Here is a 20,804-nt window from a genome sequence, read left to right as displayed (position 1 = left end):
AAGCACATGAACACACAAAGGAAACCGCTCACCATCCTCGCCTCCGGCCTGGCAGTCACCGCCCTCGCGCTGGCCGGCTGCGGCGGGGATTCCGGGGACGGCTCTGCCGCTGCCGACGAGCTCACCCCGGTGAAGCTGCAGCTGCAGTGGTTTGCCCAGGCCCAGTTCGCCGGCTACTACGCCGCGCTGGACCAGGGCTTCTTCGAGGAGGAGGGCCTCGACGTCGAAATCCTGGAAGGCGGTGCGGACATTGTTCCGCAGGATGTCCTGGCTTCCGGAGACGCCGACTACGCCATCTCCTGGGTTCCCAAGGTCCTCGGCTCCATTGAGCAGGGCGCAGCGATCACCAACGTGGCGCAGATCTTCGAACGCAGTGCCACCCTGCAGGTGGCCATGGCGGACGCGGGCATTGACGGTCCGGAGGACCTCGCCGGCAAGAAGGTTGGGTCCTGGGGCTACGGCAACGAATGGGAGCTGTTTGCCGGTATGCAGCAGGCCGGCGTCGAAATCGATGACATTGAACTGATCCAGCAGGCCTTCGATATGAACGGTTTCCTCGCCGGGGACATCGATGCAGCGCAGGCCATGACGTACAACGAATATGCTCAGGTGCTGGAGACGGAGAACCCGGACACCGGAGAGCTCTACCAGCCGGAGGACCTCACGGTCATCGACTGGAACGAGGAGGGCACCGCGATGCTCCAGGACGCCATCTGGGCGGATACCCAGCGGCTGGAGGATGACGAGGAATACCAGAAAACCACAGTCGCCTTCATCAAGGCGGCCATCAAGGGCTGGGCGTACGCGAAGGACAACCCCGAGGAAGCGGCGGAGATCGTCACCGGGGCCGGGTCCACGCTGGGCACGAGCCACCAGCTCTGGATGACCAACGAGACGTCCAAGCTGATCTGGCCGTCGACCAACGGCGTCGGCCTGATCGATGAAGCTGCGTGGGAACAGACCGTGGACATCGCCCTCGGCACCAAGAACGAGACCGGTGCAACGATCATCAGCGAAGAGCCACCCGCCACGACCTGGACCAACGAGTACGTGGAGGAGGCACTGGCCGAGCTGGAAGAGGAAGGCGTTGACACCAAGGGGGCGGACTTTGCACCCCTTGAGGTTGAGCTCCAGCCCGGAGGTAACTGACCCCGGTTTGATTGCGTTCCGTCCTGGCCGGCGCGCTGCTTCCTTTCGTGGACCGTTGAATTGTTCGGACTGATGGCGGTGTGCCGGCCGGGGCCGTTTTGCAGTGCGGGCTGGACCGGGAGGTCCCAGGGTAGAAGGTGTCGCGTTTGGGCTCCCCTCACCGCGAATCAATGCGGGCGGGGTATATGCGACTCCAAAAGCTGGATCGTTGGGTTCCGGGTATATCCGGAGCGTTGGTGCGGTGAAGGACCGGTACGGGCACGTCCGAGCGTGCCCACTTGAAAGGGAGCAGGTACGTGGAAACGTATATTGCTAACTTGGAGACGAGAGTCGATTTCGTCTCAAAGTACGCAAATGCTGTAAAGGAAATCTAATTCACACTAGTTTGATTCTTGACATTTCGCAGGGATGCACGCATGCAGAGCTATGGTAATTCATGGCGTGGTACGGGTACCCAAACGACCACTTGGTAGACATCGTCTATGGCGAGGTGAGCCACAACATCGTCGGATTCAGAGTCTGCTTCCCTACTCCACGCCCCTGAAGGTGAACCGAGCCTTCTTACTCATGCTGCCTCCTTTGATAATCGAACGACGGCGAATCGCTCACACTGTCAGCCACCGTGGCAGTTGCAGCTGCTACGACCTCTTACTTGTCCGAGAAGAACGGAAGGCCGCTCCCTGGAGGGAGCGGCCTTCCCCCTGGCTACTGGTTGACAGCTATTGACCGGAGGGATCCGTGTCTTTCAATTCGACTGCCAGCATCAGAACTGACAGTTGTGGATCTGACCAGAAGGCGTCGAGGGTGATGCCGTGCTTCTGTCGGTGCCAGGCAAGGCGAGGAGCGTGAGCCATGCCTTTCTCTTGGGCCGGTTCGCCTAGTACACGAACTAGTTCGCTCCTGTACAGCTCAAGATGGCTTTCTATCTCGGCACGTGTACCACCAAAGGTGGCGATAACTCTGATCGAGCTGCCGTCGATGTGCCACTGGCCCGTGAAATGAGTTCCAGGAGCATGGAAATCATAGCTAACCAGGTCCCCTGTGCCGCCTCGACTTCCGACATCAGTGTGAATGCCACGGATAGACAGGAAATCGATAATGCCAGCTTCAGAACTGGGACAGGCCGATTGGGTCAGGGCGTCAATGGTTTCCCTGACCTGGTCTGACGTAGGCCATTGCCGGGTATGGAACTCCATGGTGCCCATTTCGCCGTGATCTGCGGCTCAGCAAGCCTGTACCACTGGCTGTGCCAAGAGGGTCACGGGTGAATCTGGAACTGAGTTTGCACCATTCTTATGTGCCATTTGCAGTTCCCAGCGTATCTGGGGAGGGCACGTGGATGAGTAGTAGTACCCACATCTCCATACCCAGTTGGGTCCGTAGGCCGGCTTCATCTTGCTCATCAGCGATTGACAATGCGCCTCTGACTGCATGTTTGTCTCGAATGTCGTCCACTGGTAAGCGGCGGTTGAGACATCCGGCACAGCGGCACCGCTCGTCGCCGTAACCGGGTCCGCGACTGGACCTGCGGCAGACGACGGTGCGGCCGTCAGACCGGTCGCGAGCAGAACTGCAAATACTGCGAGAGCGGACAGGGCTTTAGATTTAAAAGATCGACGCATAATTCCCCCAAATATGACGTGGTCAAGTGTCGAAGGAGCATGACACTTCCCAGTCGAATCGTCAAGAGTTGAGCATCACTGTCGAATGTGCGTGATTGGGTCCGCGGAGAGGAGTCCAGTGTTTACCGCAGTTTCGTGTCCGAGAATGGGCACAGGAGAAATTCCTAACCATGGCACGCAGACGATCGAGCAGGTCATAGCTCACGTCCGACGAGGTCAGAAAATGCTCAACGACACCCGCTCAACGCCGAAGGCGCACTGCTATCCGGGGCTTTCGCGCTAAGGGACCGGCTAATGGGACCCCTCAAATGCTTATGTTCGGGGTGAGTCCTGCACCGTCCGCTAGGCTGGGGCCGTTGCACCGATGGGGTGTGGCAGCTGGTCAGGGGGGACCACCATTAACAGAAGACCGTCAGTAGGAATGATCGTCGTACTAGCGATCTTGGGTGGCTTTGTCCTTGGAATAGGAACGACGCCCATGTCGGATGAATCCGCTGCTGAGACCGGCACAGTTGTGATGGCTCCCATAGCGTCGATGGGGGCCTCGGGACTGACGGATGATCCTGCGACAGCGGTCTACGAATCGTTCATCGATTGTTCTGCCGATTATGCCTCCGGTCCCAGCGCGGTCTTGGACCGGAGTGACCAGATCGGGCCGGAGAACAGCGTGATGGTTCCACCCGAGCAGCTCAGAGCCATGGGCCTGCCGGAATCAGAGGTCACAGCCCAGGAACACGTATGGAATGACTTGAGTCCCGAAACGCGCGAAGAGCAGTTGTGCCGTGCTGCTCAGCAGGACGATTTCACGGAGGAACCCCGTTGAACGGTCATTCTGCTTTTGAGGAGCTGGGTTGTCACTGGAGAGATCACGGCCTTTCGAATAACTCTGCAAGCTTGCAGAACCAAGGAATTCGCCGATGATGGATCACGGGGGCCGGTTTAGAACTCATCAACGACGAAGGCGCGCCGTGAAGCTCGCTATCAGTCTCCTTCTCGCCGCCTGGGTGGGATCTGTTGCCTTCAGCGCTGTAAATGAAGGGGCTGTTCCTCCCGTCTCGGAGTTCGGAAATATTCCCGCGCCCAGCAGGGCAGGAGAAGTTTCACAATTCTGTGGCTCCGGAGGCTGCTGGTGGGAAATGGACGTTGAAATCGAATCCCCGCAGACTGCAAGGTCTCTAGTTGCCGATCTGGGGCTGGCATCGGAACGTTGCGAGCCGATGAACGTGTGGACGTTGCGCAAGACATGCACCGGCCGTGTTGAAGGTGGTGGGGGTCTTCGGATCTACCTCCGGTCTGACTTCTTTCTGTCCTAAACGCGTCAAGTTCCAGTTGGCCGACATGCCGTGTTCCACTCAGGGATCCCTCAGTGGGACGCCCCAGCGTTGTTCGCCGCTGCCAAGTGCTCGGTCAGGGCCCGGTTCACTAAAGCATAGGATGGGCAAACCAATGACCTGGGAGTAGACGTGATGGACATCAATGGCCTTGAGTTCTTTGTCCTCGTTTCTTTGGGGCGTGGGCGCTGCTGCTGGGCTTTGGTTCTATCTGTCGACCCGGTCCCTCAGCTCCATATCGGTATTAGGTGCATCTGTAGTGGTCCCAATCTTGGGATCAACGACAGCGGTGGTGCTCGTGTTGGGTCGGCTAACGGGCACCGCTCCCAGACAACATCTGCCCGGAGATTTAGATCGCCGGGCTGCACCGGTGCCAATGCGGCAGTAGGCTCCTGACATGACAACTCCGGAAAGGAGCCGCCGGCTAACCGTACGGATGTTCCCGGACTACGCCGGGACGGTGCTCTGGTTCGGCGGCCCAGTCAGCTATGAGGACTCGGGCCTGACGCAGCAACTCATCCGCGCGCTCCAGTTATGGGAAGAGCGCTATTACCTTTCCATGACCCAGGACTTCGAGTGGGTGTCCGCGGAGGCGGCCCACCGGTTTACGGCTGAGGGCAACCGGCTGGCAGAATGCGTGGCCGACGAACTCGGTGAGAGGTACGACGTCGAGTTCGCCTCGTACGAGGACGACGTGCCTGCCCGGATATTCCGTGCGTCCGGTCCTGCCCGCAACGCCGAGGCTGTTGCTGCCTTCGATACCTTGGCCGCCACCCTGCAAACCGGAAGGGATGGCTCCGGATGGTATGCATGGGCTCCATTGTCAGATACATCTTTCGGGCCACGGCGGAATGAGAATGAGTAGCGGCCCTGCGGTGAGAATCGCCGAGCTAGTTCAGTCACCGTTCAGGGCTCGTTCGGTGAGCAGGCTCAGGCTGGATGCGGATGCAGCGAGTTCAATGCTTCCCTTGTTCGTGCTCAAAACAATGACGCTTCCTCCTGGGAAAACCGTCCACGGCGCTCTTACCGCCGGGCTAACAAGCTGCGGCTCGGAATAGATTTCGACTGAGCCCGCCACAGAACCGGTGAAGCCCGTCTTCGCTTGAAATAGCACTTTGCCTGGCTCTGCCTTCACGTACCCTAAAGCCCAGTTTTGCCTGAGCGCTGATCCTTCCTCACGATGGGCGCATTCGAAGAGTCCTTGCTCCGCATCCAACGCAAGCCGCTTTCTCTTCACCGGCCGTAGGAGCAGTTCTACTAGCTGTAATGCCGCGAAACCTGCCAAAACGACGGTAGCCAAGGCGGGCCAAAATCCTATCGATTCCTGTAGAGGTGAAAACAGCGACACAAGAATAACGATCAAGAGGTAGGTGGGAACATTCGCGTCTTGCAGCTTCTCGAACGACCCTCTGGGCGCGGGACTCAGGTCTTGTTGACGCATCCGTGCCGGCCCTTCTTCCGGGTCGTCCACAAAATAACCTCCCGCTTTGCCAGGCTTGCTTCTGCCGAAGGGTGCATCCAGGGAACTTCCTCTGAGATTGTCCAAAGCCTAGCCCCACCAGTCAAGCCGCCCACGGCATGATGTTCGCCCACTCCTGTTCGCCCGGCTGCGGCTCTCTGGGGCATCCACTTAGCAACCGATGCGTAAGCCGATCTGCTAACGCGATACCTTTCATAAAGCCGCAGCAGTTGATAGCACTACTCTGCAGGCGCGAACCTCAGCCGTCCCGGTTACGATGTCCCCGCTTCCGTTCCGTCAGCATCATGCTGATAAGCGCAGCGAAAACTACGAGGGGCATAAGCCCGGTTAGCACCGCTATGTGGCTAGGAAAAATCGCACCAGGAATGCCGAGGGCAGCAACAATCACGAACGCCGGCAGCATGAAAGAAAGCCGCAGTTTAATGTAAGTACCGATTGGTTTCGTCATGGTTGACTCTCTCCACTGTGCCGGCTCTGGTAGGACTGGCCCCTATGCGGTCGTATGTGCGGGAAATCTACCAGCTGATCGCCGTAACAGCCGCAGTAGCCTCTGTCGCGTGGTTCGTGTGAAGGTAGCGAGATAACGCGAACGTGGAATGGCACCCATACATCCGAGCTGTATGTAAGTGAGTGACAGCTTCCGTGAGGGCGTCTCGCTCAAGGATCCCTAACCGGGCGCAGCCGATGGCTGCTGAGGGTGCTTAAGCTCTCGGTCTATCTGCACTCTGCGCGATGCGGTGTTCGTAGGCTGCATTGCGCTCCCGGTGGCAGAGCCCAATTTGCAGCATGGGAGCCTGCAAGACGTGCAGGTACAGCTCGACAAGGGTGTCTCGTATCGCCCAGTCAGCGGATCGATAAGCTGATGGGCCTTTCTGCTCTGTAAGCGGCTGTCCGTACAAGCCGATGAGTCCGTTCTTCACAGCATCGTATCCGGCATCGACAGCTGTAATGACGTTCCGGGCATTCGCGTAGGTGAAAAAGTTGAGGCTGAAGAGGGATCCGTCTATGGCCGCCCATAGAGCATTAATGGTCGCGATACGGGGTATCACGAAGGCCCCTCTGGTCACGCCTAGTAGCGTCTCGTCATCAGAACCGCCGGAAGGCCCAAGCTCGCATCCAAGGCGCTCAAAGTAGTTGCGGGGCTGCTCTGTTCCTAAGGGCCAAGGAGTCTCAACGACGGCTTGGATGAATTCCACGATGACACCCGGATTGGGGTTGAGGGACTCTTTGCGTCCAAAAGGCGTGTCCATGGCTGCACCCTACCCCTCCCCGTTGGCGCGCGTGGTGTCGCGATCAGGGGTCCCTCAGCGGGTCACGCCGACCGTTCCTGCATACAGGACGTACGATTGCTCGCCATACGGGCGATCAATGGCTAGATTGTCACCACCGGCCAACCTGTGGAGAGGCCGCTAACAACCTCGGAGTACAGCTATGGCAAGTGGCCGCAGGCGATGGAGATACCGTGATCCGTCCTGGCTTCAAATTGGTTTGCTGTACCTGCTAGCGATTATTTTTGCCTTCGACCCAACTCCTACTCGAATGGCCTACGTATTGGTTTTTGCTTTCTTCGTGACGGTTCTCGTTGTAGTCAAGGTGATGAGGAAGTCAGGTCACCAGACAAATGCAGATGACCAATTCCGCTCCTGATCACCGTGCCGGGAGGTGTCCCGCTCAGGGATCCCTTACTGCGGCACCTAGGCATGGAAACATGATGGGTGGTTCCCTGGAAACTGCCACGCAGCACAACGTCAGCACCATTCTGCAATGACCGGTCGACGAGCCTGTGAAAGCAGAGGAGATGCGTCATTGGAAGAATATCCCCCAGCCGCCGTCATTCGACAGCGCAGAATGAAATGTGTTGCAAGAGCGCTCTTCTTTCTGTCCGCGCTGGCGGTGCTGACGCCCCTTGTAGTTAGTCTCTTGGGTTACAACGTGGATCTGCCGCTTGGCCTGATCGCCACTTCTCTGCTGATAACGGGAATCATCTTCCAGACTCGGTCAGACCCGGTCTATGCCAGGACTCCACAGGACAGTGAGTAGTCCCCTTGCGGGAAGTGCACTGCGACGCTTCGGCGCTGAGGACGGATTCGGGACCCTACAAGCTCAGGACGGCACCCACAATGAGAACTGCACCTAGCCCGAGCAGCGCTATCCAAGCCTTTCTTTCACGGCCCAACGGTTTTCCTTTGGTTCGCGGGTGGCGCGCTGCCCAAAGTGCGCCGGCCACGATGAGCGCAACTCCGCCCAAGAGGCAGACAAAGAAGAGGATCGTGCCGTAGGTGTCCATCGCTTATGCATCGTACGGTGTCTGCGTGATTAATACCCCTGACAGCGTCTCGCACTGAGGGATCGGCTTACAGGGAGTCCGATCGACACAGGAAAGGCCGGCGTTAGGACACCGGCCTGGGGCTAGTATTTGGTCATGTCAGACGACCCCGCCCGTCGAGTCATCCGCCTGTTTCCTGACTACGGGCACCGGTGGCCACTTTGGGTGAAGAGCGCCCGCGGCCACCCGAGCAAATACACAATGGAGCCGGATGACTTCGGGTTGTCAGAAACCCTAACGGATCGTCTCCGCGCCTCGTACGACGCTTGGCATGCAGAGACCCTTTACGAGAACGATTGGAGTTCGCGCGCCAAGGAACGGGCTTGGAAGTCTGAGGGTGCCAGTGTCGCCGAACAGCTTCGATCAGAGGTCAAAGCCTTCGCTGACGTGGAATACGATGAGTAGCCTCACCGGCACCCCAGACGTCGTGCTCAAGGATGAGATCTGCGATGTTCAGACAACGGCTCCGCTGTTGAACTGAGCGCGCTTGGAGCGGCGTGGGACCCCGCGGGCCCAGAATGCGATCATGAGCCCCGCTGTCGCGGCTCCTCCTGCTTCAATCCAGGACGACGACCAAGTTCCTTCCGGAGTGGGAACTGCAAAGGCAAGCACCAGTACCGCGATCCCCAGCAAAACCTCGGCCCCAGTCTGGAATGGCCGGACGCGGTACGCGGGGTCGACCAGCCGGACGAAGGGGATGATCGGCAACACGAATAATCCAAGGCTGAAGACCACGAAGATGACGTTCAACGTGAAGATGACCAGACCGAGCGCCAGCAAGCTGAAGAACTTCAGAACCTGCAGCACGCGGAGTGGGTTTGCCGGTGTCCATCGGCTCAGCAGCAGCCCCCAGGCCGGCAGCCCAAGCAGCCAGCCACCGGCCCAGAGGCCGAAATCCAACAAGGCCAGGACCACGAGTAGGGTACCTGGCAGCAGGAATGCCGCGGCCTGTCGCAGCGAGGTGAGTCTTCCGGTCGGAAAGAAGATGCACGCACCGATCAGGAGATACGCGACCACGTACCAAGGCAGTAGCTGGATCACGGGCACCTGGGAAGATCCATAAGCGAGCAGTGTCAGCGAAACGACCATCACGCACACCCCGGCGAACGTCCACGGCCTGCGATCAAGGACTGGTGCAGCATCCCCCAATGTCATGAATCGCACTTTACTGCCTTTAGCTCCTCCGGGAAGCTGTTGGATTCCACGCATCGATTTCTGGGGTACGCCATGGTGACAGAGCTGTCCCAGTGAGGGATCCCTAAATGGAACATCTCGACGCGTTGCGATCGTCGTATCCAACTCGGCATCGTGCGCGAAGAATTCCTCTTGAGGTTCCCGGACAAATAGAGCCGCTCGAAATCTTCGAAAAATCACTGAAGAGAATCCTGATGCCCACAGAGCTAAGATTTCAGGTTGGACGACGGGAGTATAGGACTGGAAGAGTCAGGCCGGGCCACTTACGCGTGCGATATCATCCCGTCAACGCATCGTGACCTACCGATGCTGCGCCTATTCCTTCCTTTTCGAGAGCCCTCTCTCGATGAGACCGAAAACATTGTGCGATGGTCCCGATACGTCTCCGTAGAAGATCAATCCGCTTCGCTGGATTGGTTTGAAGCGACCGCGGGGATGGCCCAGGAACAACCATCCATTCGCGGTCTCGTCTCCTGCATGGGCGAGCTGGATGAGGAAACTGCCAATGCGCTTCGTGACGCGATTGGCTCCATAAAGCTCCAATATCTTCGGTGGATGGGATACGCCGAAGCGCCACGGACGAACTCGCCAGGGCGAGTCTTCGGAGACGAATACTTCGAGGCACACGTAAGTTTTGACGATGCGATGGCCGGGCGAAGGGTCCCGGAGTTCGCATGGGATGCCGAACGGCGTCTTGCATGGGGTGGACGGCTGTATCCGGACTCTTTGATCGTGGCCGCCGAGCCATTCCTCTTTCGACAACTGATGGATGACCTTCGCCTCGACACTGTGCCGGTGAGGGCAGATCGAGATTTACTGCCCCGGAGCGCTGGCGACTGACCGCACGCCCGCTACCGGCTCCAATGGATCCGTAAACGCGCTGAGGGATCTCTCAGGGGACGCATGACGCGCGGGCAACCTCAGTGGCTTCCGGGGGTCCGCGAACGGGGTCCTGACTTTGGATGGCACAGCGTGGGTGGCTGGAGAACGTACTGCTGAACAGCGCTTCGACTGCGGATAGATTGCCCAACCAGATTCACTGATGGTGCCCGTTCGCGTTGGACGGGCACCATCTCATTGCTCCGCGAAGGAACGTCCGTAATCTAGGCCGGCAGACAGAACATCCATCCGAGTGTTCGCCACCCGCTCAACATAATCAATGACGTCCCACCGCTTGAGTTCTCCGATGACGATGACAGGGCGCTGATACCCATTCACCTCCCACTTGGCATCCGGCAGGGTCACGCTCAGTACGTCTGCCAAATAAACCCCCAGCTCGGAAGCTAATGAGGCTTCGATCTGGCCTCGTTTCGCAATCATTGATTCGACCGCCTTGAGTCCCTCCACGTCAAAGGAAAGCGTGATGCCATGCGCCACTCAGAGATCGTTGAGAGTGGCATATTCCCCTATGGTGAGGCGGTGCGTCACGGCGTCGTTCTTGCCTCGCGGCCGATAGTCAGCCTTATAGCTGACCACACCGGACTTGTTCGTCTGCTCCTGACCGTCGTCCATTTCGTGAACGTAACAAATAATGCCTCTCACGGCACGCTACCGAAGCTCCGCATTGAAGCTAAGCGGTTGAGAGCGATCGGTTGGACCATGGCTTCACGCATACCCCGGCCGTCGCCGATTTTGTCGATGGTTTCCTTGATGGGGTGATCATTAGTGAGGGCGGCACCCACGATGAGAACTGCACCTACCCCGATCAGCGCTATCCAAGCCTTTCTTTCGCGTCTCAACGGTGTTCCTTTGGTTCGCGAGTGGCCCGCTGCCCAAAGTTGGCCGGCCACGATGAGCGTAAGTCCGCCCAAGACACTGACAAAGAAGAGGATCGTCCCGTAGATGTCCAGAGGTAATGCACCGTACGGTGTCCGCGTCATTAATACCCCTGACAGCGTCTCGCGCTGAGTATCCCTGACTGGCACACCTTCCAGCTTCCTCCCTTGGTATACGAAGAACGAGACAGATACTGCGGGCGTTTCCGGTCGCGGCTGCCGGTGTCTCTAACACCACCGTTTCTGGGCGACCTGTCGCCTGTGGGCTGGGAGATTGGCTGACCAAACGTTCACTTTCACTCGAAGCGACTATCCCCTGAGCGTGTCAGTGGCTCCTCGTAGGCTGCATGTATGAAGATGCTCCTACTCTCTAGATTCATCGGCGCCATTCCCAGGTTTTTAAATACCCCGAGTCTTGATGCCCGCGCAGCCACACGCATCGCCTACATTGATGATGCCTCCGTACCTCTTGGGAACGTGCCCTTCGTCGAACGCGAACGCCTCCAACTTCAAGAACTGGGATACTCCCTAGTGCCCGTAAAAATCGGGAGGGGAACTGCAGCTGACCTTGCCGCTGTGCTCGATACGGTGAACGCGATCTATGTTTCCGGCGGCATGGCCGACTACCTTATGGCGACCCTGCGACGCGTCGGTGCCGACACAGTATTGATTGAACGGATTCGAGCAGGGCTGCCTTACATGGGAGCGAGTGCCGGAGCGATGATTATGGGGAAAAACATTGAGCCGGCGATCGCTCTCGACGGACACACCGAGGGAGTCTCTTTAGACAACTTCAATGGGCTTAGCCTGGTAGACGCAGTGATTCTGCCCCATGCTGATGGGCTATTGCCTCCCTACCCGCCCGAAACGATCACCGCGGTAGCTCACCAATTCGAGGGCACACCCGGACTGACGATGCTGGCAGATACCGAAGCACTTCTCGTCGTAGACGGAAATATACGCTGCGTCGAATCCTCTGAAAACGAGTAGGCGTTATGGGGTGATTGCTGAGCAGCAGGATCAGCTGTGGGAAGTGGCGACGTGGAGAGTCTTTACGGTCGATCGCCAGGAACCTTCGTAAGAATACTCAGCGGGTGAGGATCCTCCTGCTGCAGTCCTGTGGTACTCGGTTGCCAGCATCGAAGCGTAGTGTCCGGCACCTGTCGATGGCTGGCAGGGAGGAAACATTCCCGGGGATAGCCGCCGCTACTCAGCCGCGGTCATCTCTGAGAGCTGGTGCGTGCTGGCGAAGCTGCAGCGTCTGGATGTTACCCAAACGCCGGTCAGTGTGGTGGCCTCTAAGTCGAAGCGGGACTGGTTACCGAAACAAATTTTGCCGCAGCGGCCATAGGGGTCCGCGTCGCACGGTTCGTTCGGCAGCAGCGAAACGACATATTGGCGCGACCGAGGCAAGGGCACCGGACATCCCGGGCTATGAGTTGAACCGTCCGGGCCGAAGGATCCCGTCCGCACGTGTTTTTCAGGGCAGGGGGTGGTCGCAGACAAGAACAAGCGGGCACTGGCTGGGGACGCGCAGCCAGTGCCCGCAACTCTACGGCTGAACGTCTCCCGGCGGCGTCGTGGACGTGCGGCCGCTTCGCCATATGATGGCGGCGCCCGACGCGATGACCAGGCCGATTCCGGCTACCGCCGAAACCGGCAGTTCCTGGCCCAGCGCCAGAGCGCCGACGACGGCGGCCGCCGCCGGATCAACGGCAAACAACGTCCCGACAACACGCGGAGATGTGAGCTTTGTGGCCAGGAAATCCAACGTGTAAGCCAGGGCAACTCCCAGTAGGGCCGATATCAGCACAGCCACCCAGTCTGCGGTGTCCAGCTTCGGCACGGCGGGCAGGGAGAACGGTGACAGCAAAAGGGCAGCAACCCCCACTGACAAAGCCAGTCCCTGAATGCCCGCGCTGTCCTGACCGACCCGGCCTGCCATCAGCGTGTAGGTTCCGAACGCGACCGCGGCCCCGAGTCCGAACAGGACACCGAAGCCGTCGGGTTCGGTTTGGACGCCCGCGGCGGCGGCGACTCCCGCCAGGGTCAGTACCGGCAGGCACCTGTCAATGAGACCCTTGGCTCCGAGGCTGGCCACGGCCAGCGGGCCGAGGAACTCGAGAGTGACCGCCAAGCCAAGTGGAATACGTTCAAGGGCGCTGTAAAGCAGGACGTTCATGGCAGCCATAGCCGCCCCATACAGCAGGATCCCCGACCAGGCCCGCGAGTCCAGCCTCCGTATCCGGGGCCGGGCTATGGCGAGGAGGAGGAAGGCAGCAAGCCATAGCCGGAGCCCGCTCGTGGCGAGGGGACCGGCAACGGCAAAGACGCCGCTGGCCAGAACCGAGGATATCTGGATGCTGATCGAACCGATGATGACGCAGGCTGCGCCCGTCAGGGCGCGCGAACGAGAAGAGAGATTGTGGAACACGATTACCATTTCTGGGCAGACCGAAAGACCGGTCGTTGACAAGGAAGTCAGACGACAGGCAGCCGCTCAGAAAAGGATGGGGAGAATCCGCGATGCCTGTCAGCGGCGCGCGGACGGTCCTCGGCGGGCAGAACACCCCAGGTTGCTCATCGGGTCCATAAGGGGAGCGTATTAGTGGAACTGGTTCAAGGCCAACTGTGACTGGCACCGCCGGGAGTGTAGCTGTGCTTACCTTGCGCAGCGGGTGCTACGGGCTCCGGCCATACGGTCTGTTTAGTTTGAGGGTACGTACGCTTCGCAGCGGGACTGGAGTTCGCTGGCAGCTGAGGTCCAGGTATCCACGTTCAAGTTCCACGACACGTCCGGGTTTTCGGCTTTCCGTAGGACGTTCTCGGTGGGGGAGGAGAACTCCTTCAGGAGCTGGGAGATGTCCTCAGGCGCGGCTTCGGCGATTTCCTGGAGTTCGCCGTGCAGCGGGCGCGCATCCTCCGCGCTTAGGGCCATGCCTGATGTGCCATCACGGATTATCACGGCTGACATGACCTGGCCCAAGGGGCCCTGCCCGTCCGGGCCGAGGAGTTCCACGCACGACTGCTCTTCAGTAGCCCGAACGGTTTGCGGACTGGGGGATTCCGCACTCCCCGTCGGTGTTGTCGTAGACGTCGCCTGCCCAGCCGCAGCACCTGCGGTGGCTGTACTGCATCCTGTAAGCAGCAGTAGTGCGAACACAGGGCTGATGGCAATTTTTCTCATGGGTCCCCCGCGAGTGATAAATGGTGGTGACAATCTAGCCGCTGGTTGTCCCGGCGTCGACCACTTTGCGTGCCGGTGGTTGAGAAATCCGCTGCCGTGCCGCCCAGGACGCGCGGCTGCCGGGCCCCGTTCACCCCTGCGCCCCGGTTCGGCTGGCCTGCTCTGCCCGGTCCTGGAGCGCGGCAACGACCTTCTGGACCGCGGTCCGGTGGAGGGCTTCGGGACGGCAGAGAATATCAACGTGCCTGGTGAGCTGAAGTCCGCTGAGGGGTTTCAGGACAACTCGGCTGCCGGGTTGGGGCGCTGCCGTGTGGCGGGGCATCAGTGCTACTGCGTCGCTCGCAGCGACGATGGAGGCTGCCGTGGAGAACTCGTTGATCCGATGCGAAATGTTCAGGGGCCGGCCCGCGTGGGCGGCGATGCTGTCAAGGGCCGAGACCAGCGGGTAGCCGTCCTGCACCGATATCCACTGCTGTTCCGCGAGCTCCGCGACGCTGAGCGCTGCCTGGCCAGCGAGACGGTGCTGCTCGGACATGGCGATGTCCAGGGGTTCCTGCAGCAGGGGGATCACCGTCAGGGAGGACGGCCAGGGCGGGCTGTGCTGCAGCCGGTGTGCGACGACGAGGTCGAAGTCAGCCGTCAGGGCGGGAAATTCATCCTGTCCCACGTCCCGGTCATGGCAGAGCAGGCGGGGATTATCCGCACCGGCAAGATCAGCCAGCAGCGGGCCGAAGAAGGCCAAAGCGGCACTATTGAAGGCACAGGCCGTCACGGACGCCGTCGGGTCCTGCACATAACGGCTCACGGCCTGTTCCGCAGAGCTCATTGCGACGCTGATCTGTGCTGCTGCCTCGGCCAGGGACCGCCCGGCACCGGTCAGCACCAGGTTCCTCCCTCGGCGTTCCGTCAGGGGAACCTCGACCCGGCGCTGCAAAGCGGTCAGCTGCTGCGACACCGCGGAGGGGGAGACATGCAGGGCCCGCGCTACCGCTGCCAGGCTTCCGCGTTCGCCCAATTCCCTGAGCAGCCGCAGCTGATGGATATCCATAAGCGAACACTAAACCATTGGTTTACAAACTGCCCTCTCGTCTAATCAAACCGGACGGGTGAGACTCAGTGGGTGCCCCCAAATCCAACCCCTCTCAAGTACTCAAAGCTCCCGGCTCCCGCGACGCGGAAGCGGTGCTCCGGCCCGGTGAGCTCTTTTCTCGTTGCCCGGCGCATTGACGGGTTTCTCCTTCTGGTCGCCGTGGTGTGGGGCAGCAGTTACCTGGCGGCGAAATCGCTCACCGATACTGCCGGTGTCACCGTCATCCTCTCCCTGCGATTCCTCATCACGGCTTCTGCCCTGTGGTTGATCTGGGTGATCCGCAGCCGGCGTACCATCGGGGGCCGCGAAGCAGCCGTCGGCGTCGTCCTCGGACTCACCCAGGCAAGCGTGCTGATCCTGGAAACCCACGGGATTGCCGGTACCAGTGCCACCAACGCCGGACTGATCATCAGTCTCGTGGTTGTATTCACCCCCATAACCGAGGCCATCGCGTTCCGCGCGAAACTGCCGCGCATGGTCTTGGGCGCCGCGGTGATCGCCGTCGTCGGGGTATGCCTGCTGGTTTCCGGGGACGGTTTTGCGACGCCGGCTCCCGGAGACATCCTGATGCTCGCCGCTGCGGTGGTGCGCGCCATCCATGTCACTGCCGTCTCCGGGCTCACCCGGGGCCGCGCCTACAGTCCGTTGAACCTGACGCTGGTGCAGGGCGCCGTCTGCGCCCTCGTCTACACCGTGGGCGATCCCACCGGTGTCCTCAGTGCCGTCCGAACGTTCACTTCCGCGCAATGGCTCGGTGTCCTCTACCTTGGCCTGGCCTGCAGCGTCTTCGCGTTCCTCGTGCAGACCTGGGCCATCCAGCAGACTTCAGCGTCCCGTGCAAGCCTCCTCATGGGTACCGAACCCATCTGGGCCGTGCTCATCGGACTCAGCATTGGTCAGGACACCCTCTGCCTCCCGGGCATCCTCGGCGCCGCCCTCATTGTTGCCGGAACGTACCTCGGGCTGCGGGCCGAAACACGCCACCGAGTCCGGCTCCGCCGCAACCGGCCGCGGCAGGGTCGGTTCCAGATTGGAGAGCCGGGTGGAGCCGGTTAGCTGCGGGTTTGGCCGGCTTCGGAACCGGCGGCCGGAAGCCGGGAGCGGAGAACCGGCACTCCGGGGCCGTCGAGCTGATCCAGATAGGCGTCGCGGCCGGCCATGGCCATCACGAGGGCGAGCGTCGTCCCGGTGATGAGAGGACCCGAGCCCGCCGCGAACGGTCCGTCCTGTGCGCGTAACCGCAACCCGGCCGTATGGGTGCGGCTCTCAACCGTGAAGTTGCGCGACGCGAAGAATTCGGCCACGGACGTCAGCGCCTCAACAGGGGCTGTGTGGGGAAGTCCCAGGGGCTGGCGTATGTCCTGGGCGTGCACGACGACCTCACCCAGGTAGGCCGCTGTATGCCCGGAGGGTGCCGTGGTGCTGGTGATGACGGCGCGGAAACGGGCGAGTGTCTCCACGGGCGTCTTGCCCAGATGCTCGGCCATTCGGCGCTGGTTGTGCACGTCGGGCCGGAACCGCGCGCCAACCATGCTGCGCAGCCAGCGCCACTGGTTCAGGCTGGCCGCGGCGGTGAGGTGGGCTGTGACTTCCTCGACGTTCCACTGGCCGCACAGAGTGCGGTGCTGCCACTGCACCGGGCTGAGGTTCGCCAGCGCGTCTGCCAGAACCTTTCGCTCGGCGTGTGCCAGCGCCCACAGATGGTCATGCTGTTTTTGCGGCATAAGAAACGCCCATTTCTTGTCGGTTTCGGGATTCGTTACTCGCTGCGTGTCTCAAACCGTACCTGGATCCACTTCAGTTCAGCGCGCGGCAAAACAGCGGTGACGACGCCGCCTGGGAGGCGCGCACCGATGCCGTAAACGAACGGGTCGGTATCAACTTCCGCACCGGGGACGTCCGCGCCGTCGAGAATGGTTCGGGCCTGGCCGTTGACCATCCGTGCCGTGACAACGGGTGCGCGCTGATCCCAGGGTTCACCGCCGGGCCATAGCTCCTCCCGGTACTGGTTGGACAGAATGTGGTTGACGTGGTCTGCCAGGAGGTCCTGGAGCGAAGCGCTTGGCTCGCGCTGCCACGTGGTTCGCACGGCCTCCCACAGCTGGGGATAGCGCATTCGCTCCACCTGTTGAATCAGCCAGGCGGGCCGGGACCACGGCGGAACTTCCTCGATCGCTTGCAGCGTCTCGGCGTCGAGATCCGCGCGGTTCACCGGGTCCGACCTGTCGTCCGGATTGCGCCAGAGGGTATAGGTGATGCTCGCTGTCAGTTCGCTGTACCCAGTCTCATCCAGAATGGAGTTCACACTGACGGAATCCGTGTCCTCCAGTGTCGGTTGGGATGCGAGACCGACCACGGGGATAGGCATCAATGTCAGGCTTTTGGCCTCTTCGACCCGGGGGTCCGGTGCGTCTTCGGGAAGTATCCCCATCCATTCCATGCCCCACTATGGATTAACACGGTGAGCCTGTAAATGTCCCTTGTTTTTCCGGTTTTACGTTTTGTCAGCCGGGGATCCGCCGGCGCCAGAACCAACAGCGAGCCGTCCTGGGCTAGGCTGGGGCCGTCGCACCGCTGGGGTGCGGGAGGCCATGGGGGACCGCCGTGAGAAGAATACCGTCAATAGGCATGATTGTGGGAGCCTCGCTCGTGGGTGGCTTTGTTCTCGGGATCGGCACCATGCCCGCATCCGATCAATCCGTGGTCCACTCAGTCCGGCAGGCAACTGCTGCCGTGCCGGCGTCGGCGCCTTCAGCGGTGGCGGACGATCCCGCGACGGCGGTGTACGAACCGTTTGTCGCATGCTCCGCCGATTACGTTGATGGTCCGGGTGCTGACCTGGACCGGAGCAACTTGATCGGCCCGGAGAACAGTGCGATGGTTTCCCCCGAACAGCTGATAGCCATGGGTATCCCTGCAGCCGACGTCGGGCTGCAGGCCCGGGCGTGGGAAGAGCTCAGCCCAGACCAGCGCGACGAACAGCTGTGCCGCGGCGCCCAGGAGACCCCGGCCGCCGTGGAGTCCCGCTGATCCACAATTCCGGATCTGTGCAGGAAGCCCCCCGATATATCTCGTCTCCGATCCCTCACTTCCTACGTATTGACCGGCGGGACGGCTGTGTAAGACTTCGCGGATGAACGGGCCCCGGAGGAACAGCGCAACGAAGACCTGGATACGGCAGCATCCATACCTGGCCGTGGTGCTGGGTTACGCGATCTTTCTCATGGTGGTCACAACCGTAGTGAGCCTTACTAATGGATCCCTGGACGTTGCCGAAATACTGTTCCAGGCGCTTATGTATTCCCTGGTCTACTGGCTCCCCGCATTCTTCCAATCGCGGACCGTTCGCAGGACCAAGGAGCGGCTCGATGCACACGGACAGTCAAAAGCGTATCTTCGCTACCCGGATGCGCGGCCGGGATCGCTCAGCGGAACATGGAACCAGGGAATTGCGACTCCCGCTGAGGGGTCCCTGCGCTTCCAGCCCGCCGTTTATGACAATTTGGAGCCATCCGGGCGCGCAACCGACTTTGTGGTCCAGGAAGTACTTCCCGAACGCCGGAAGGTCCGGCGCAATGAACGGAAGTATCTCTGGGACGTCGGGTATGAAGTGGTAACCCTGCTCACTGACAAGGGGAGGGTGCAGGTCGCCGCGAGTCCGGAAACTCTGGACAGTCTCGTCGAGCTCCTGGCATCCGGTCCCGGAACCCCGTCCTGAGCGTCTGGGATGCGGTAGCCGACACACTGATGGTCAAACACACTTTACGTACAGGTCGCTTGACAGTACAGTGTCCTTGACAGCTGGTTGGACCGAGGAAAGGCGAACAGATGAGCGTTGAAGACACCCGGAGCAAATGGGGCCGTGCGCGGTTCGGCGGCAGGACTTCCCATTTGATGGCCGCTTCGCTGGCCATTGCCGTCCTCGTGTCCGCCGCGCTGGGCTGGCTGTTCATGGTGCTGCGGAACGGAGACCGGCCGCTGCTGGCGTTCGGCATCATGGCAGTCTTTACCCTGCCCATCGCGGCGGTGCTGGCGTGGGTAGTGCTCGTGGACCGCTCGACCATCCCCGGTGCACTCAAGAAACCCGAAGACTCCGTCGAGTCCGTGTGGTATGACAAAGCCGCCAGCGGCGCGTTCACCGACATCCTCCTGGTGGGCGGACTGGGATGCGCAGCACTCACGTTCCTTGGCACCGAAGGTACGGCAGGCCTGGTTCTGGGCGGTGTGGTTGCCTTCGCCATGCTGGACTTCGGCGTGCGCTACCTTTGGCAGAAGAAAACCGCGGCCTGATGGAGAACTCACTGACCCTCCGCCGATCGGAGCGTGGCTGGTCACAGCAGCACCTCGCCGACGAACTTGGCGTCTCGCGGCAGACCATCATCTCCATCGAGAAGGGCCGTTACGACCCCTCGCTGCCGCTTGCCTTCAGGCTCGCCGCCGTCTTCGACTGCCGGATCGAGGACCTGTTCACCCCCGAGCAGGTTTACTCCGGCTGAGCCCGCGCAGCTCCCGCAAGGCCCCAATGGCCGAAAGACTCCCGACGTCCCGAAAGGCCCATCGATGCCTGACCCAATCCTTCCCTCCCGCCTGCCGATCGCCGCAGCACCCATGGCCGGCGGACCAACAACGACGGCGCTGGCCTCAGCCGTTGCTGACGCCGGCGGGTTTGCGTTCCTGGCCGGCGGCTACAAGACGCCCGCTGCCCTCGCAGCGGAAATCAGCGAACTCCGGGCCGGTGGATACCCATTCGGCGTGAACCTCTTCGTTCCGTCGCCGGACCCCGTAGATGAAGCTGCCTTTCGCGCTTATGCCCGGCGGCTGCAGCCCGAAGCGGACCGCTACGGGCTGACTCTTGGCGAGCAGCCGGTGGCCGATGACGACTTCTGGGAGGAAAAGCTTGAGCTGCTGATCCAGGATCCAGTCGACGTCGTCTCGCTGACCTTTGGACTGCCGGCAGCGGCGGACATCGCCGCGCTGCAGGGGGCCGGAACCACCGTCCTCGCTTCCGTGACCACCCCCGCGGAGGCACGCCAGGCACAGGATGCCGGTGTGGACGGGCTGATAGTCCAGGGGCCGCAGGCCGGGGGCCACAGCGCCACCTTCGACGCGGACCGCCAGATCAACGAGGTATCCACCGCAGACCTGGTCAGGGAAGTGCGGGCAGCAACCGGCCTGCCGGTCATCGCCGCCGGCGGTGTCGACGGTCCTCAAGCTGTCCAGGCCCTCCTGGCTGCCGGTGCGGACACTGTGGCCGTGGGAACCCTGCTGCTGCTGGCGGACGAAGCCGGGACCTCACCCACCCACCGCTCCGCACTGGCCGGCAGCGAGTTCTCCGAGACCGTGCTTACCCGCGCATTCACGGGCAGGCCGGCGCGGGCGCTGCGCAACGGATTCGCCGAACGTCACGGCGGTTCCGCCCCGACTGCCTATCCAGCCGTACACCACCTCACGCGGGAACTGCGCCAGGCGGCCGGCAAAGCGGGCGACGCCGACACCCTGCACCTGTGGGCCGGAACCGGCTGGCGGAACGCGCCGCAGCTTCCCGCAGGGCAGGTCATCGCCTGGCTCATGGAACACGGTAGCCAAACTCACGCGCCGGCGGAGGAGAGCCGGAATAGTCCGGACCGCCCTGGCACCCTAGGCTGAAAGA

General features: G+C 61.1%; 21 protein-coding genes. 11 read left to right on the top strand and 10 right to left on the bottom strand.

The annotated features are described in order from the left end of the window. Nucleotides 1-6 precede the first annotated feature (6 nt). Nucleotides 7-1,149 (top strand): ABC transporter substrate-binding protein, encoded by a 1,143-nt coding sequence (locus tag GD628_RS09655; RefSeq protein WP_152274548.1) that lies wholly within the window; start codon nucleotides 7-9, stop codon nucleotides 1,147-1,149. Nucleotides 1,150-1,868: 719 nt separating this feature from the next. On the opposite strand, the gene GD628_RS09650 is transcribed toward GD628_RS09655, so the two are convergent. Further along, nucleotides 1,869-2,345 carry a hypothetical protein gene (locus GD628_RS09650; RefSeq protein ID WP_141653657.1) on the bottom strand — a complete coding sequence of 159 codons (477 nt, stop codon included), beginning with the start codon at nucleotides 2,343-2,345 and terminating at the stop codon, nucleotides 1,869-1,871. A gap of 904 nt (nucleotides 2,346-3,249) precedes the next feature. On the opposite strand from GD628_RS09650, the gene GD628_RS09645 reads away from it, so the two are divergent. Both GD628_RS09645 and GD628_RS09635 read left to right on the top strand, forming a co-directional pair. Beyond that, entirely contained in the window at nucleotides 3,250-3,594 is a 345-nt protein-coding gene (locus GD628_RS09645) for a hypothetical protein (protein WP_152274547.1), read from the top strand. A 905-nt stretch (nucleotides 3,595-4,499) separates the two neighbouring features. Continuing rightward, a complete protein-coding gene (locus GD628_RS09635; RefSeq protein ID WP_141653659.1) occupies nucleotides 4,500-4,967 on the top strand; it encodes a hypothetical protein in 468 nt (155 codons plus the stop codon). Between the two features lie 30 nt (nucleotides 4,968-4,997). Here GD628_RS09635 and GD628_RS09630 read toward each other — a convergent pair whose 3' ends face one another. Continuing rightward, nucleotides 4,998-5,573: a hypothetical protein gene (locus tag GD628_RS09630; protein WP_141653658.1), complete on the bottom strand. Its 576-nt coding sequence runs from the start codon at nucleotides 5,571-5,573 to the stop codon at nucleotides 4,998-5,000. Between the two features lie 710 nt (nucleotides 5,574-6,283). Then, nucleotides 6,284-6,832: a hypothetical protein gene (locus GD628_RS09625; protein WP_152274546.1), complete on the bottom strand. Its 549-nt coding sequence runs from the start codon at nucleotides 6,830-6,832 to the stop codon at nucleotides 6,284-6,286. 1,172 nt (nucleotides 6,833-8,004) lie between these two features. Between GD628_RS09625 and GD628_RS09620 the strand changes: the two genes are divergently transcribed. Further along, on the top strand, nucleotides 8,005-8,313 hold the full coding sequence (locus tag GD628_RS09620; protein WP_091604498.1) for a hypothetical protein: 309 nt from the start codon (nucleotides 8,005-8,007) through the stop codon (nucleotides 8,311-8,313). 48 nt (nucleotides 8,314-8,361) lie between these two features. Here the strand turns inward: GD628_RS09620 and GD628_RS09615 are convergent, their stop codons facing one another. Both GD628_RS09615 and GD628_RS09610 read right to left on the bottom strand, forming a co-directional pair. Then, entirely contained in the window at nucleotides 8,362-9,063 is a 702-nt protein-coding gene (locus tag GD628_RS09615) for a hypothetical protein (RefSeq protein WP_091604500.1), read from the bottom strand. Nucleotides 9,064-10,176: 1,113 nt separating this feature from the next. Next, entirely contained in the window at nucleotides 10,177-10,479 is a 303-nt protein-coding gene (locus tag GD628_RS09610) for a hypothetical protein (protein ID WP_152274545.1), read from the bottom strand. Between the two features lie 749 nt (nucleotides 10,480-11,228). Between GD628_RS09610 and GD628_RS09605 the strand changes: the two genes are divergently transcribed. Next, on the top strand, nucleotides 11,229-11,867 hold the full coding sequence (locus GD628_RS09605) for a Type 1 glutamine amidotransferase-like domain-containing protein (protein WP_152274544.1): 639 nt from the start codon (nucleotides 11,229-11,231) through the stop codon (nucleotides 11,865-11,867). A gap of 562 nt (nucleotides 11,868-12,429) precedes the next feature. Here the strand turns inward: GD628_RS09605 and GD628_RS09600 are convergent. The 3 genes from GD628_RS09600 to GD628_RS09590 form a co-directional block, all read right to left on the bottom strand. Continuing rightward, nucleotides 12,430-13,311: an EamA family transporter gene (locus GD628_RS09600; protein WP_226802461.1), complete on the bottom strand. Its 882-nt coding sequence runs from the start codon at nucleotides 13,309-13,311 to the stop codon at nucleotides 12,430-12,432. 273 nt (nucleotides 13,312-13,584) lie between these two features. Then, the gene (locus GD628_RS09595; protein WP_141653660.1) at nucleotides 13,585-13,815 is read right to left on the bottom strand and encodes a hypothetical protein; all 231 of its coding nucleotides are present in this window, start codon (nucleotides 13,813-13,815) and stop codon (nucleotides 13,585-13,587) included. Between the two features lie 379 nt (nucleotides 13,816-14,194). After that, nucleotides 14,195-15,112 carry a LysR family transcriptional regulator gene (locus GD628_RS09590; RefSeq protein WP_152274543.1) on the bottom strand — a complete coding sequence of 306 codons (918 nt, stop codon included), beginning with the start codon at nucleotides 15,110-15,112 and terminating at the stop codon, nucleotides 14,195-14,197. Between the two features lie 147 nt (nucleotides 15,113-15,259). On the opposite strand from GD628_RS09590, the gene GD628_RS09585 reads away from it, so the two are divergent. Continuing rightward, the gene (locus GD628_RS09585) at nucleotides 15,260-16,210 is read left to right on the top strand and encodes a DMT family transporter (RefSeq protein ID WP_226802460.1); all 951 of its coding nucleotides are present in this window, start codon (nucleotides 15,260-15,262) and stop codon (nucleotides 16,208-16,210) included. Here GD628_RS09585 and GD628_RS09580 read toward each other — a convergent pair. Then, nucleotides 16,207-16,878, bottom strand: coding sequence for a maleylpyruvate isomerase family mycothiol-dependent enzyme (locus GD628_RS09580; RefSeq protein ID WP_091604524.1), 672 nt, complete (start codon nucleotides 16,876-16,878; stop codon nucleotides 16,207-16,209). The two genes, GD628_RS09585 and GD628_RS09580, sit on opposite strands and share 4 nt — an antisense overlap. A 35-nt stretch (nucleotides 16,879-16,913) precedes the next feature. Beyond that, nucleotides 16,914-17,522, bottom strand: a complete 609-nt coding sequence (locus GD628_RS09575; protein WP_226802459.1) for a hypothetical protein — start codon at nucleotides 17,520-17,522, stop codon at nucleotides 16,914-16,916. A 260-nt stretch (nucleotides 17,523-17,782) separates the two neighbouring features. On the opposite strand from GD628_RS09575, the gene GD628_RS09570 reads away from it, so the two are divergent. The 5 genes from GD628_RS09570 to GD628_RS09550 all read left to right on the top strand — a co-directional run bounded on the left by GD628_RS09570 (nucleotide 17,783) and on the right by GD628_RS09550 (nucleotide 20,800). Next, nucleotides 17,783-18,184, top strand: a complete 402-nt coding sequence (locus GD628_RS09570; RefSeq protein ID WP_152274541.1) for a hypothetical protein — start codon at nucleotides 17,783-17,785, stop codon at nucleotides 18,182-18,184. A gap of 103 nt (nucleotides 18,185-18,287) precedes the next feature. Further along, nucleotides 18,288-18,872, top strand: a complete 585-nt coding sequence (locus GD628_RS09565) for a hypothetical protein (RefSeq protein WP_152274540.1) — start codon at nucleotides 18,288-18,290, stop codon at nucleotides 18,870-18,872. A 110-nt stretch (nucleotides 18,873-18,982) separates the two neighbouring features. Further along, nucleotides 18,983-19,444 carry a hypothetical protein gene (locus GD628_RS09560; protein ID WP_091604535.1) on the top strand — a complete coding sequence of 154 codons (462 nt, stop codon included), beginning with the start codon at nucleotides 18,983-18,985 and terminating at the stop codon, nucleotides 19,442-19,444. Continuing rightward, on the top strand, nucleotides 19,444-19,650 hold the full coding sequence (locus tag GD628_RS09555) for a helix-turn-helix transcriptional regulator (RefSeq protein ID WP_152274539.1): 207 nt from the start codon (nucleotides 19,444-19,446) through the stop codon (nucleotides 19,648-19,650). The genes GD628_RS09560 and GD628_RS09555 overlap by 1 nt, the downstream gene beginning before the upstream one ends. Before the next feature lie 64 nt (nucleotides 19,651-19,714). Beyond that, a complete protein-coding gene (locus GD628_RS09550) occupies nucleotides 19,715-20,800 on the top strand; it encodes an NAD(P)H-dependent flavin oxidoreductase (RefSeq protein ID WP_152274538.1) in 1,086 nt (361 codons plus the stop codon). Nucleotides 20,801-20,804 lie beyond the last annotated feature (4 nt).

Source organism: Arthrobacter koreensis, from assembly GCF_009193255.1.
Lineage (GTDB): Bacteria > Actinomycetota > Actinomycetes > Actinomycetales > Micrococcaceae > Arthrobacter_B > Arthrobacter_B koreensis.
The sequence above is the reverse complement of the archived record's forward strand: the minus strand, read 5'-3'. Positions and strand labels throughout refer to the sequence as shown.